This is a genomic window from Methylobacterium sp. WL18 (genome assembly GCF_008040015.1).
Taxonomy (GTDB): Bacteria; Pseudomonadota; Alphaproteobacteria; order Rhizobiales; family Beijerinckiaceae; genus Methylobacterium; species Methylobacterium mesophilicum.
Genome location: NZ_VRVD01000078.1, coordinates 1 through 12567 on the forward strand (window position 1 = coordinate 1; position 12567 = coordinate 12567).

The window sequence follows — 12567 nt, forward strand, 5'->3', positions numbered from 1 at the left end:
GAAGGGCAGATTACCCGCCTGAAGCTCGTGAAGCGACAGATGTTCGGCCGCGCCAAACTCGACCTGCTCGAAGCTCGGCTGATCGGTATACCATGAGCCCCCCTGCATCGAGATTGCGCCAGACCCAAACCCTGCTGCCGGGGCTTCGCCCGAGACATCGGGGCTCTGCCCTAATGTCTCGCCAAAGGGCACGCCCTTTGGAAACCCGGCTCTCAGCCCTGAGGGCAGCGACCACCCGTCTCAGATATCCAGATCCGCCCCCTCGGCGAAGGCGGCGCGCTCGCTGATGAAGGCGAAGCGGGCCTCGGGCTTGTTGCCCATCAGGCGCTCCACCGTATCGCCGGTGGATTCCCGGGCCTCTTCGAGGATCGCGACCCGCAGGAGCGTGCGCTTCTTCGGGTCCATGGTGGTCTCCTTGAGCTGGGCCGGCATCATTTCGCCCAGGCCCTTGAAGCGCCCGATATCGACCTTGCCGCCCTTGAACACCGTCTTGGTGATCCGCTCCCGGTCGGCGTCGTCCCGCGCATACACGACCTTCGAGCCCTGCTGCAGCCGGTAGAGCGGCGGGATCGCGAGGTAGAGATGGCCGCGGTCGATCAGCTTCGGCATCTGCCGGTAGAAGAACGTGATCAGCAGCGACGCGATGTGGGCTCCGTCCACGTCGGCGTCCGTCATGATGATCACCTTGTCGTAGCGCAGATCCGCCTCGCGGAAGGCCGCACCGGTACCGCAGCCGAGCGCCAGTGTGAGGTCCGAGATCAGCTGGTTGGCGCCGAGCTTGTCCCGGGACGCCGACGCGACGTTGAGGATCTTGCCGCGCAAGGGCAGGATCGCCTGGGTGGTCCGGTCCCGGGCCTGCTTGGCCGAGCCGCCGGCGGAATCGCCCTCGACGATGAAGATCTCCGAGCCGGCCGTTCCGGCGGCCGAGCAATCGGCCAGCTTGCCGGGCAGGCGCAGCTTGCGGGTCGCGCTCTTGCGGGCGACCTCCTTCTCCTGGCGCCGGCGCAGCCGCTCCTCGGCCCGGTCGATCACCCAGTCCAGCAGCTTGTTGGCCTGGGCCGGGGAGGCGGCCAGCCAATGGTCGAAGGCGTCCCGCACCGCCGTCTCGACGATGCGCTGCGCCTCCACGGTGGCGAGCTTGTCCTTGGTCTGGCCCTGGAATTCCGGCTCGCGGATGAATACCGACATCATCGACGCGCAGGTCGCCATGACGTCGTCGGTGGTCACGGCCGTCATGCGCTTGGCCTGGTTCACACGCTCGGCATGCTCGCGCAGGCCCCGCAGCAGCGCCACCCGCAGGCCGGCCTCGTGGGTGCCGCCCTCCGGCGTCGGGATGGTGTTGCAGTAGGAATGCGAGAAGCCGTCCTCGGCGACCATCCAGGCCACCGCCCATTCGAGCGAGCCGTGGGAGCCGGGCTTGGTCACCTTGCCGGTGAACATCGCATCGGTGACCAGGTCCTTGCCCTCGATGTCCCGGGCCAGGTAGTCGCGCAGCCCGTCCGGGAACCGGTGCACCGCCTCGGCCGGTACGCCCTCCAGCCCTTCGAGCAGGGCGGGGGCGCAGCGCCAGCGGATCTCGACGCCGCCGAACAGGTAGGCCTTGGAGCGCGCCATCTTGAACAGGCGGCGCGGGTCGAACTTCAGGGAGCCGAAGATCTCGGCATCGGGGTGGAACCGCACCCGGGTGCCGCGCCGGTTCTGGACCCGTCCGACGAGTTCGAGGGCCCCCTGCGCATGGCCGCGCGAAAAGGTCTGGCGGTAGAGGGTCTGGTTCCGGGCGACCTCGACTTCGAGGAGGTCGGACAGGGCGTTCACCACCGAGATGCCGACGCCGTGCAGGCCGCCGGAGGTCTCGTAGACCTTCGAGTCGAACTTACCCCCCGCGTGCAGCGTCGTCATGATGACTTCGAGCGCCGACTTGCCGGGGAATTTCGGGTGCGGGTCCACCGGGATGCCGCGACCGTTGTCGCTGATCACCAGGGAACCGGATTCCTCCAGCTCGACCTCGATGAAGCTGGCATGGCCGGCCACCGCCTCGTCCATGGAATTGTCGATCACCTCGGCGAAGAGGTGGTGCAGCGCCCGTTCGTCGGTGCCGCCGATATACATGCCGGGCCGGCGCCGGACCGGCTCCAGGCCCTCCAGCACCTCGATGTCGGAGGCCGTGTAGCCAGCCTCGGGCTCGGAAGCCGCGATGGCCGGGACCGAGGCCGATTCCGCCAGCCGCCGCCGCGGCTCCGCAGGACGCGGGGCAGGGGGCTTAGCTCCCGGCCCGAACAGGTCGCGCGCCGGATCGCTCACGCGCGGCCTCCGCGCACGCGGCGCATCGGCCGGCTCGGCGTCGGGCAGACGGGCCTTTGGCGATCGGACCTGGGATCGTGCAGCATGCGCCTTCATCCCCGCTTTATAGCGGAACAAAACAGAAACATCCAGAGGGTCCGGTGCGTCGCCGAACCACCCCACCATCGCATGCTGCGCCGCCACGAGCGAGGGGCGCGGCCGGCGGGGCGCGACGGCGCCGTCATCGCCACGTTGCACAATCGTGGGTTAACGGTTTCTCAGCCGCCGCCCGGGTCGGAACCGGGTGGCTCCGACCGCGTATGGTCGGAAAAGATCTTGACCGTGGTCCGGGAGCCGCCGTCGATGAGCAACGCCGCGATCGAGGCCCGCCGCCTCACCCTGATCCGTTTCGAGCAAGCCGCCGGCACCGTCTTCGGGTGCGAGGACGATGCGCCCTCGGTCGTACCGCAGGCCTGGGTGCTGGTGAACGGCCTGACCATCACGCTGGCGACCGTCGCCACGGCGTTGGCGGCGACGATCGGCTACCTGGCCTAGGCGCGACGAAATCCGAGCGTTCCTTCGCGCGTAGCGAGTCCGGCGTTCAGCCGGCTCCGGATTTCTTCGCGGCCGGCTTCTTGGCCGTCGGCTTCTTCGCGGCCGTCTTCTTCACCGCAGGCTTCTTCTCGCCGGCCGCCGCCCGCGCCGGCGTTTTCCGGGCCGAGCTGCGCTTGGCCGGCTTGCCGCCGCCCGACGCCCGCTTGGCGTTCACCAGCGCGATCCCTTCGTCGAGGGTCAGCGCCTCGGCATTCATGGTCTTCGGCAGCGTCGCGTTGACTTCGCCGTCGGTGACGTAGGGGCCGTACTTGCCGGCCTTGACCACGAGGTCCCGCCCGCTCGTCTCGTCCTTGCCGAGCGGGCGGCCCGGATCGGCGGCAGCCCGGCCGCGGCCGCCGCCCTGTTCCTTGGCGACGATCAGGTCGATGGCGCGGTTGGCGCCGATCTCCAGCACGTCGTCGTCCTTGCCGAGATTGGCGTACATCTTCCCGTGCTGCACGTACGGACCGAACCGGCCGAGATTGGCCAGGATCGGCTCCCCCGTCTCGGGGTGGCGCGCCACCTCACGGGGCAACGCCAGCAGCGCCAGCGCCTTGTCGAGGCCGACCTCGGACGGCGAGAGGCCCTTGGGCAGCGACGAGCGCTTCGGCTTCGCGGCGTCCTTCTCGGTGGAGGCTTCGCCGAGCTGGACGAACGGCCCGAAACGCCCGTCGCGGATCGTCACCGGCATGCCGGTCACGGGATCGTCGCCCAGCACCCGGACGCCCGGCTGGCCGCCCTCGCCCGAGGAGCCGTCCCCGTCGCCGTCGACGCCCGAGGCCGAGAGCTGGCGGGTATACTTGCACTCCGGGTAGTTCGAACAGCCGATGAAGGCGCCGAACTTGCCGAGCTTCAGCGAGAGCTGGCCGGTGCCGCAGACCGTGCAGGTGCGCGGGTTCGCGCCATCGCCCCGGTCGGGGAAGATGTGCGGACCGAGCAGGCCGTTGAGCGCCTCCAGCACGTCGGTGACGCGCAGTTCCTTGGTCTCCCCGATCGCCGCGGAGAAATCCTTCCAGAAGTCGCGCAGCACCGCCCGCCAGTCGATCTCGGCGTTGGAGACCCGATCGAGCTGGCCTTCGAGGTCGGCCGTGAAATCGTACTCGACGTAGCGCCGGAAGAAGCTCTCCAGGAAGCCGGTGACGAGGCGCCCCTTGTCCTCCGGCTGCAGCCGCTTCTTTTCGATTTTGACGTACTCACGATCCCGAAGGGTCTGGAGAACGGCGGCGTAGGTCGAGGGCCGGCCGATGCCGAGTTCCTCCATGCGCTTGACCAGGCTCGCCTCGGAATAGCGCGGCGGCGGCTCGGTGAAGTGCTGGGTCGAGGTGATGCGCTCGCGGGTGAGCGGTTCGCCGGCCTTCATCGGCGGCAGGCGCTTGCTCTCCTCGTCCTCCTCGTCGTCCTTGCCCTCCTGGTAGAGGGCCAGGAAGCCGTCGAATTTCACGACCTGGCCGGTGGCGCGCAGGTCGATCCGGCGCGGGCCGACGCTCGCCGCCACCTCCACGGTGGTGCGCTCCAGCTCGGCCGATTCCATCTGGCTCGCCATCGTGCGGGTCCAGATCAGGTCGTAGAGCTTGGCCTGCTCCGGCTCGAGGTGGCGCGCCACCATCTTGGGCAGGCGGCTCATGTCGGTCGGGCGCACGGCCTCGTGGGCCTCCTGCGCGTTCTTGGCCTTGACGCTGTACTTGCGCGGGACGTCCGGCACGTAGCGGTCGCCGAACTCGGTGCCGATGACCTTGCGGGTGTCCTGGATCGCCTCGGGCGCCATGTCGACGCCGTCGGTCCGCATGTAGGTGATGATGCCGACCGTCTCGCCGCCGACGTCGACGCCCTCGTAGAGGCGCTGCGCGACCCGCATGGTCTGCGCCGGCGCCATGCCGAGCTTTCGCGATGCTTCCTGCTGCAACGTCGAGGTGGTGAAGGGCGGCTGCGGGTGGCGCTTGGCGGGCTTCGCCTCGACGCTCGCCACCTGGAAGCTCGCGAGTTCGAGGTCACGCTTGAACGCGGCGGCGTCCGCGCCGGTGCCGACATCGAGCCGCTGGATCCGCTTGCCGTCGGCCCCAACCAGGCGGGCCTCGAAGGTCGCGCCGTCCTTGGTGGTCAGGGTCGCGACGATCGACCAATACTCGCGCGGCTTGAAGCTCTCGATCTCCATCTCGCGCTCGACCACGAGCCGCAAAGCCACCGATTGCACGCGGCCGGCCGAGCGGGCGCCGGGGAGCTTGCGCCACAGGACGGGCGAGAGGTTGAAGCCGACGAGGTAATCGAGCGCCCGGCGCGCCAGGTAGGCGTCCACCAACGCCTGGTCGATCTCCCGCGGCTTGCGCATCGCCGCCTCGACCGAGGCCTTGGTGATGGCGTTGAAGGTGACGCGCTCGACCGGGATGCCCTTGAGCGCCTTGCGGGCGTTCAGCGCCTCCAGGACGTGCCAGGAGATCGCCTCGCCCTCGCGATCCGGGTCGGTCGCCAGGATCAGCTTGTCCGCGCCCTTGCACGCCTTGGCGATCTCGCTGACCCGGCTGGCGCCGCGGTCCGCGAGTTCCCAGACCATGTGGAAATCCTGCTCGGGATCGACCGAGCCGTCCTTGGCCGGCAGGTCGCGGATGTGCCCGAAGGAGGCGATCACCTCATAGTCGCGGCCAAGATACTTATTGATCGTCTTGGCTTTGGCCGGCGACTCGACGACGACGACTTTCATTCAGACCTCTGCCCCTCGACGGAGCCTGGGCGCGACGGACGAATTCTGTTCGAAATTCGCGTGGGACAAATGCCCGCCGTCGGGCCGGGGCTTCGCGCCGGGGACAAGTGGGTTACGGGGCACGGGTTGTCAAATGGCGACGGTCGCCGAGCGGCTCGCCGGGGGCTGTCATGCGCGGGGCGCGAATCCGACAGGATTGCGGATCGCGGGCGATCACCGTCGACCTGGCCGGCTTGCCTCATGCCGTCGTGGGACGCGCAGCCAAGCGACCCGCCCAGCCAAGCGACCCGCCCAGCGCTACACGCGGGGATCGCGCGCCAGACCGGGTTGCCCCGCCGCGCGCGCACTGACGGCGGGGCGGGCTCGACCTGTTCAGATCCCCGCGTACCACTCGTAGCCGCGATCCTCCCAGTAGCCGCCCTTACCCTGGCCGAAGCCCGCCACCGATTCCACCAATTCGACCCGCATCACGTACTTGGCCTGCTTGTAGCCGAGCTGGCGTTCCACCCTGAGCCGCAGGGGCGCGCCGTTCGAGACCGGCAGCGGCTTGCCGTTGAGGTCGTAGGCCAGGATCGTCTGCGGGTTCACGGCGTCGAACAGGTCGATGCTCTCGTAGTAGCGGATCGGGGTCCGCTGATCTTCCGGCGCCTCCGGCTCCGGCGCGCCCTGGCCCCAATCGTCCTTGGGCGCGTCGGTCGCGGTCGGTGTGCCGCCCCAATCCTCGGCGGCCGCGAGGTGGATGAAGCCGTCGCGAACCGAGCCGGGATGCTCGGGGCGCCACAGGGAGGCGCCGTCGCCGCCCTCGAGACCGCCGCCGGCATATTCCAGCGTGTCGGCGCAGTGGAACACCGCGTAGCGCGCCTGCGGCTTCAGTCCGGCCCGGGTGAGCAGCTCGGCCAGCGGCACGCCCGACCATTGGCCGATGCAGCTCCAGCCCTCGACGCAATCGTGGCGGGTGATCTGGGTGCGCGCCGGCAGCCCGCGCAGGTCCGCCAGGCTGAGCGACAGCGGCGTCTGCACCAGCCCGTCGACGGTCAGCTTGAAGTCGGAAAACTTCTTGGCCGCCAGCGCGCGAAAATTCCGATCCGGCGGGTCGATGGTGCCGTTCGGCTTGAACCAGGGCGAGATCATCGCGGCCGGGTATTCCCGGGCCAGGGTGGCGGGGGACATCAGCAGCCGCTGGACGAACAGGTTGGCGTCCTCGCCGACCTTGAGGGTGCGGCGCCCGGTCTCGGTCCCGGCGAAGCGGTCGCAGCCGCCGAGCAGGGCGGTCCCCGCCAATCCGGCGCCGGCGGTGAGCAGCTTTCGGCGGTGCAGGATCATCGCGCGGTCTCCTTCTCGGGACGGCCCAGGCTGAACCAGCCGGTGAGCATGCCGCGCATGTTGTTGACGAGGCCGGAGACCAGAACGAGCAGCACGTGGACCACGACGAACAGCACCAGCAGCCCGGCGGCGATGAAGTGGATGCTGCGCGCCGACTGCCGGCCGCCGAACAGCTCCGGCAGCCAGGGCCAGGCGGCATCGACGCCCGGCGACATGGCGAGCCCCGCCAGCACCATGGCGGGCAGGAGGCCCAGCACCACGACGAGGTAGGTGAGCTTCTGGATCACGTTGTAGCGCTTGGCCTCCTCGCCTTCGGGGAAGCGTAACAGCAGGTGCTCCTTCACGGATCCGGCGAAGTCGCGGATCTGGTCGCCGTCTGGGATCAGGCGGCGGCGGAGCTGGCCGCTGAACAGCCCGTAGAGGAGGTAGACCGCGCCGTTGATCACCAGGAGCCAAGCGAACAGAAAATGCCAGCGCCGCCCGGTGGCGAGATCCTGGTCGGCCGGAAGGGTCGCCCAGGCCGGGAAGGCCCGGTCCACCGCGGTGTCGCCCTCCCGGGACAGGCCGAGCACCCCGGTCGTGTCGACGCTGTGCGACCCGATCGTCACGACGCCGCGATTCGTGCCGTCGCGTCCCTGCTCGCTGGTGATCGCCAGGGCCGGATCGTCGAAGGTCGAGACCGCCCCCCAGTACAGCGCCGGGTGGGCGTTGAAGATCTGCAGGCCGCTCATCAGCAGCACCAGCAGCACCGCGGCGTTGACCCAGTGCGCCACCCGGATCACTACGGGGTGCCGGTAGAACCAGCGCCGCCCGGAGGCGTCGACGGTCTCCGGGGCTTCGAGCGCCGGGGCGGCGGCCAGAGTATCGGTTCTCAAGCGTACATCTCGCGAGGCGATGGCGGCGCGGATGCCGCGGGATCCGGCTGATACGTGGCGCGGGCGCCGAAGTTACCAACCATAGAGATAAAGGCCGCAGGCACAGGCCATGAAAAGGGCCGCAGGCGCCTGCCCGCCTTGCCGGAACGACCAGCCGGACCTACACCCCGGTCTCATTATGACGAGTCCCGCGCCTCCGGCCTTCCCGCACCGGCACCTCCTCGGCATCGAGGGCCTGACCCGGCCCGACATCGAGGTGCTGCTCGACGCGGCCGACGCCGCCGTCGACATCTCGCGGCAGGTGGAGAAGAAGCGCACGACCCTGCGGGGCCGGACGCAGATCAACCTGTTCTTCGAGCCCTCGACCCGGACGCAATCCTCGTTCGAACTTGCCGGCAAGCGACTCGGCGCCGACGTGATGAACATGTCGGTCGCCTCCTCCTCGGTGAAGAAGGGCGAGACCCTGATCGACACCGCGGCGACGCTGAACGCCATGCGGCCGGACATCATCGTGGTGCGCCACGAATCGGCCGGCGCGGTGCACCTGCTCGCCCGCAAGGTCGATTGCGCCGTGGTGAATGCCGGCGACGGGGCGCACGAGCACCCGACCCAGGCGCTGCTCGACGCGCTGACGATCCGCCGCAACAAGGGCCGGATCGAGGGGCTTCAGGTCGCGATCTGCGGCGACGTCCTGCACTCGCGGGTGGCGCGCTCGAACATCATCCTGCTGCAGGCGATGGGCGCCCGGGTCCGCCTGATCGCGCCCTCGACGCTGCTGCCCGCCGGGATCGCGCGGTTCGGCGTCGAGACCTTCACGGACATGCGCAAGGGCCTGGACGGCTGCGACATCGTGATGATGCTGCGCCTCCAGCGCGAGCGCATGAACGGCTCGTTCGTGCCCTCCGTGAAAGAGTATTTCCGGTATTTCGGCCTGGACGCCGAGAAGCTGGCGCTCGCCAAACCGGACGCCCTGGTGATGCATCCGGGACCGATGAACCGCGGGGTCGAGATCTCCTCGGAGATCGCCGACGGCGCGCAGTCGCTGATCCGCGAGCAGGTCGAGATGGGGGTGGCGGTGCGCATGGCCGTGCTGGAATCGCTGGCCCGGCACCTGCCGAACGGCTGAGCACCTTCGCCGAATCGATTTCGACACCGCATAAGCCCGACAAAGACGGGCCGCCTTCACCCGCGCTGCTTGCCCGCGGGGCGACTGAAGCGCAGTTTCCTGCCGAATACGGCCTCGGCCGGACCTTCGAGCATCATCCCGAATGGTGGTTGCCGGCTTTCGGGGAACGATGATGCACCATCAAACGCTGGCGCATCGTGCCGGATCGGATATCCGGGACGTTGCACAAAAGACGACCTCACATGCAGATCACGTCATGACCGCCTACACGCTCGCCGACCTCGCCAAGCTCGTCGCGAGCCGCGCCGGGACCGACCCGGAGACCTCCTACACGGCCAAGCTCCTGTCCGAGGGGCCGGCCAAGGCGGCGAAGAAGCTCGGCGAGGAGGCCGTGGAGGCGGCCATCGCGGCCGTACAGGGGGACAAGACCGGCCTGCGGAACGAGGCCGCGGACGTGCTCTACCACCTGGTGGTTCTGCTCCGCGCCGGCGGCGTCGAGCTCGACGCCGGGATGGAGGAGCTGGAACGCCGCACCGCCCAGAGCGGAATCGCCGAGAAGGCCGCGAGGCGCCCCGCGTGAACGCGGCCGCACTGCCGGGCTCGGTCGAGGCGATCCTCGACGAATCGGATCGGCTCTCGCCGTATCGCCGGTTTAGCCGCGAGGAATGGGCGCAGCTGCGCGCCGACACGCCGCTGACGCTGAAGGCCGAGGACATCGAGCGGCTGCAGTCGATCAACGACCCGATCTCGGTCGAGGAAGTGGTGGCGATCTACCTGCCGCTGTCGCGGCTGCTCTCGCTCTACGTCGCGGCGACGCAGGGGCTGTTCAAGGCGACGCAGCGCTTCCTGCTGGCCGAGCGCGAGACCAAGGCCCCCTACATCATCGGGCTGGCCGGATCGGTGGCGGTGGGCAAGTCGACCACCGCGCGTATCCTGGCCGCCCTGCTGGCCCGCTGGCCCAACACCCCGAAGGTCGACCTCGTCACCACCGATGGCTTCCTGCTCCCGAATGCCGAACTCGCTGAGCACGGCCTGATGGAGCGCAAGGGCTTCCCGGAGAGCTACGACACCGCCTCGCTGCTGCGCTTCCTCCACGACGTGAAGGCCGGGCACAAGCGCGTGACCGCGCCGCTCTATTCCCACCTGGTCTACGACCGGGTACCCGGGGAGGAGCGGGTGGTCGAGAGCCCCGACATCCTGATCGTCGAGGGCCTGAACGTGCTCCAGCCCGCCCGCCTGCCGCGGGACGGCACCGCGATCCCGTTCGTCTCCGACTTCTTCGACTTCTCGATCTATCTCGACGGCCACGAGGACGACCTGCACCGCTGGTACGTCACCCGGTTCATGAAGCTGCGCCAGACCGCGTTCCGGGACCCGCGCTCGTACTTCCGAAAATACGCCGAGGTGCCGGAGACCGAAGCGCTGGACATCGCCGACCGGCTCTGGACCACGATCAACCTGCCGAACCTGCGCGAGAATATCTTACCGACCCGCCAGCGGGCGAGCCTGATCCTCACCAAGGGCGCGAGCCACCGGATCGAGAGCGTGGCTTTGCGGAGGTTGTAGCGGCCGGTCAGGATCCGGTGGCGCGTGCGGTTCGGATCTGACACCTCACACGAACGAAAGCTCAGCCTCCGCGAGGTACGGACCACCGCCGGTCGATTCCTTGGCCGAGAACACCGTCACCCGGTCGGCGGCAAAAGAAAGCGGCGCGAAGGCCGGCCCTTGCGAGAGATACATCGCCACCGCCTCCGGGCTGGCGTCGCGTTTGAGGCGGGCCAGGGTGACGTGCGGGGTGAACTTCCTGCGTTCGGGCTCGATGCCCGCCCGACGGACCAGCCGCTCCTGCTCGGCCTGGATGTCGATCAGCTCCGGGCTCGGCACCACCGACGCGTAGAGCGCCCGCGGCCTGTCGCCCCCGAAGATGCCGAGCCCATCGAGGGTCACCGTGAGGGCAGGGCGCACCCGCATCTCGGCCATCGCCTCCAGCACGTCCTCCGCCATCGGCACCTCGACATCGCCGAGGAACCGTAGGGTGATGTGGTAGTCGGCTGGCTCGATCCAGCGCGCGCCGGGCAGGCCGCCCCGATAGATCCGCAGCGCCTCGGCAATCTCCGTCGGGATCGCGAGCCCGGTGAACAGGCGCGGCATCAGCGCGACGCCCCCTGCCGGAGGCCCCCCAAAAAAGTCTCGACCGTGGGGAGGATCCGGGTCGCGATGGTCTCCACGCCCTGCCGGTTCGGGTGCAGCCCGTCATCGAGGTGCTGGGCCCGGTCGCCGACGATCCCGTCGAGGAAGAACGGGTAGAGGATCAGGTCGTAGCGCTTGGCCAACGTCGGGAAGATCGCGTCGAACCGCGCCTTGTAGTCCGGGCCGAGATTGGGGGCGGCCTGCATGCCGGCGAGCAGCACCGGGATCCCCCGGGTCTGCAACCGCTCGATGATCGCCGCGAGCGCCCCCTCGGTGACCTTGGGGTCGGTGCCGCGCAGCATGTCGTTGGCGCCGAGTTCCAGGATCACCCCGGCGGTCCCATCCGGCACCGACCAGTCGACCCGGTCGAGCCCGCCCGTGGCGGTGTCGCCGGAGACGCCGGCGTTGGCGACCGTCACGTCCGCGCCCTTGGCCTTGAGCAGGCGCTCCAACACGGTCGGGAAGGCCGCGTCGGACGGCAGGCGGTAGCCGGCGGTGAGGCTGTCCCCGAGGGCGACGAGCTTGACCGGGCCGGTGGTCGCCGCGTGGGTCGCTGTCATGAAAGGGAACACCAGACCCGCTAGCGCTGCGACAAACAGGGCGGCCCGTCGGGCTGGGCGAACGCCGTCATGGCGCGGCCCCAATGCGCGCCCCATATCGCGCTGCATCAACGGCCCGTGCAGCCAAGTTTGAAACCAAGACAGGACCTCGCGCGCCATGCTCGTCATCGCCCACAGATCGTCCGCCCCGTGAGCCACGACAAGGTGCTGCGCGAGCCGGCGATCGCGTTGTCCGCCATCGATCTGAGCCTCGGCCGCGGGGCAGCGCGGGTGCACGTCCTGCGCGGCATCTCGCTCAGCGTCGATCGCGGCGAGGCGGTCGGGCTGGTCGGCCCCTCGGGCTCGGGCAAGTCGACCCTGCTGATGGTGATGGCCGGGCTGGAGCGGCCGGATTCCGGCGGCGTGGTGATCGAGGACACCGACCTCGCCCGCCTCGACGAGGACGCGCTGGCCCGGTTCCGGGGCCGGCGGATCGGAATCGTGTTCCAGGCCTTCCACCTCGTGCCGACCATGACGGCGCTGGAGAACGTCGCGCTGCCGCTGGAGCTGGCCGACCGGCCCGGCGCCCTAGAGCGCGCCCGCGCCGAGCTGGAGGCGGTCGGCCTCGGGCACCGGCTGCACCATTACCCGGCCCAGCTCTCTGGGGGCGAGCAGCAGCGCGTCGCCATCGCCCGGGCGGTCGCCCCCGATCCGGCGATCCTGGTGGCCGACGAGCCCACCGGTAACCTCGACGAGGCCACCGGCCGGCAGATCGTCGACCTGTTGTTCCGGCTCAAGCGCGACCGCGGCGCCACCCTGGTGCTGGTCACCCACGACAACGGCCTCGCCCGCCTGTGCGACCGCACCGTGCGCCTGCGCTCCGGCCGGATCGAGGAGGCGGTGAGCGCCTGATGCACGGCACGGTCACCCGCCCCGACCCTTCCC

General features: G+C 69.5%; 11 protein-coding genes. 5 read left to right on the plus strand and 6 right to left on the minus strand.

The annotated features are described in order from the left end of the window. Window positions 1–240 precede the first annotated feature (240 nt). Entirely contained in the window at window positions 241–2301 is a 2061-nt protein-coding gene (parE, locus tag FV228_RS09240; RefSeq protein WP_147854345.1) for a DNA topoisomerase IV subunit B, read from the minus strand. Between the two features lie 342 nt (window positions 2302–2643). Here parE and FV228_RS09245 point away from each other — a divergent pair, with 342 nt between their 5' ends. Continuing rightward, on the plus strand, window positions 2644–2835 hold the full coding sequence (locus FV228_RS09245) for a hypothetical protein (protein ID WP_147854346.1): 192 nt from the start codon (window positions 2644–2646) through the stop codon (window positions 2833–2835). Between the two features lie 46 nt (window positions 2836–2881). Here the strand turns inward: FV228_RS09245 and topA are convergent, their stop codons facing one another. From topA to FV228_RS09260, 3 genes are all read right to left on the minus strand, one after another. After that, on the minus strand, window positions 2882–5569 hold the full coding sequence (gene topA, locus FV228_RS09250; RefSeq protein WP_147854347.1) for a type I DNA topoisomerase: 2688 nt from the start codon (window positions 5567–5569) through the stop codon (window positions 2882–2884). 372 nt (window positions 5570–5941) lie between these two features. Beyond that, window positions 5942–6892 carry a molybdopterin-dependent oxidoreductase gene (locus FV228_RS09255; RefSeq protein WP_147854348.1) on the minus strand — a complete coding sequence of 317 codons (951 nt, stop codon included), beginning with the start codon at window positions 6890–6892 and terminating at the stop codon, window positions 5942–5944. Beyond that, entirely contained in the window at window positions 6889–7752 is an 864-nt protein-coding gene (locus tag FV228_RS09260; protein WP_147854354.1) for a cytochrome b/b6 domain-containing protein, read from the minus strand. The genes FV228_RS09255 and FV228_RS09260 overlap by 4 nt, the downstream gene beginning before the upstream one ends. Before the next feature lie 193 nt (window positions 7753–7945). Here FV228_RS09260 and FV228_RS09265 point away from each other — a divergent pair, with 193 nt between their 5' ends. The 3 genes from FV228_RS09265 to coaA all read left to right on the plus strand — a co-directional run bounded on the left by FV228_RS09265 (window position 7946) and on the right by coaA (window position 10459). Beyond that, entirely contained in the window at window positions 7946–8893 is a 948-nt protein-coding gene (locus tag FV228_RS09265; protein WP_147854349.1) for an aspartate carbamoyltransferase catalytic subunit, read from the plus strand. A 256-nt stretch (window positions 8894–9149) separates the two neighbouring features. Beyond that, entirely contained in the window at window positions 9150–9473 is a 324-nt protein-coding gene (locus tag FV228_RS09270) for a phosphoribosyl-ATP diphosphatase (RefSeq protein WP_147854350.1), read from the plus strand. Further along, on the plus strand, window positions 9470–10459 hold the full coding sequence (gene coaA, locus FV228_RS09275; protein ID WP_147854351.1) for a type I pantothenate kinase: 990 nt from the start codon (window positions 9470–9472) through the stop codon (window positions 10457–10459). Before FV228_RS09270 ends, coaA begins: the two co-directional genes overlap by 4 nt. A 45-nt stretch (window positions 10460–10504) precedes the next feature. On the opposite strand, the gene thpR is transcribed toward coaA, so the two are convergent. Beyond that, a complete protein-coding gene (gene thpR / locus FV228_RS09280; RefSeq protein WP_147854352.1) occupies window positions 10505–11044 on the minus strand; it encodes an RNA 2',3'-cyclic phosphodiesterase in 540 nt (179 codons plus the stop codon). Then, window positions 11044–11643, minus strand: coding sequence for an arylesterase (locus FV228_RS09285; protein ID WP_147854353.1), 600 nt, complete (start codon window positions 11641–11643; stop codon window positions 11044–11046). Before FV228_RS09285 ends, thpR begins: the two co-directional genes overlap by 1 nt. Window positions 11644–11850: 207 nt before the next feature. Here FV228_RS09285 and FV228_RS09290 point away from each other — a divergent pair, with 207 nt between their 5' ends. Next, complete coding sequence (locus FV228_RS09290; RefSeq protein ID WP_147854355.1) at window positions 11851–12534, plus strand: ABC transporter ATP-binding protein; 684 nt, start codon at window positions 11851–11853, stop codon at window positions 12532–12534. Window positions 12535–12567 lie beyond the last annotated feature (33 nt).